This is a genomic window from Psychrobacter sp. 1U2, from assembly GCF_051847575.1.
On the sequence record NZ_JBPYDC010000825.1, the window covers coordinates 1 to 817 of the forward strand.

General features: G+C 47.7%; 1 protein-coding gene. It reads right to left on the minus strand.

What is annotated here, in order from left to right; translation table 11 throughout:
- Positions 1 to 68 precede the first annotated feature (68 nt).
- The coding region (locus tag ACS8FD_RS18965; protein ID WP_439276999.1) for a PTS sugar transporter subunit IIC at positions 69 to 817 on the minus strand (749 nt) is incomplete at its 5' end.

Genomic DNA, 817 nt, shown 5'->3' on the forward strand with positions numbered 1-817 from the left:
AAAAGCATTAAAAGCATTAAAAGCATTAAAAGCATTAAAAGCATTAAAAGTGTTCAAGCTTATAAAGCTTAAGGTAGTTTCATATCACCAGCAACTAACCAGCCCATACGGCGCATCATATAAGCGACGATACCGGCAATCACTGCTGGTAGTACAAACATTAATAAAATAATCGCTGTCCATAACTGACCCATGCTCATAATCCCTTCTGATGCCTCAATGACGCCAAATACGCCGACCAATCCCGCCGTACCCATCCCAGCGCCTGTTGCCGTACAAGCAAGCCCAAAGCCTACCGTCGCGATAGGGCCAACGATAGCGCTAGCGATAATGGCTGGCAATAGTATTAACGGCTTTCTTAGTACATTAGGGATTTGTAGCATACTCGTGCCAAGACCCTGAGAAACCACACCGCTCACGCCGTTGTCTTTGAAGCTCGCCACGGCAAAGCCAATCATATGCGCCGCGCAGCCAACGACAGCCGCCCCGCCAGCCAAACCGCCCAGACCAATAGCGATACAGATAGCTGCGCTTGAGGTTGGTAGCGTCAATAAAATACCAACTACGACTGCAATGACAATTCCCATTAATAACGGTTGTAACTCAGTGGCCGCTTGGATACCTTGTCCAATAGCATCAACAGCAGCGACGATAGGTGGATTAAGTAATGCACAAACAGCTAATGCTACTGCACAGACCAGTAGCGGTACTAATAAGATATCAAGCTTTGTTTTGCCCGCGACCCATGTCCCAGCGCGATAAGCAAATACTGATGCCAAATACGCGCCTATCGGATTACCGGGCAAAGCGACAAAGG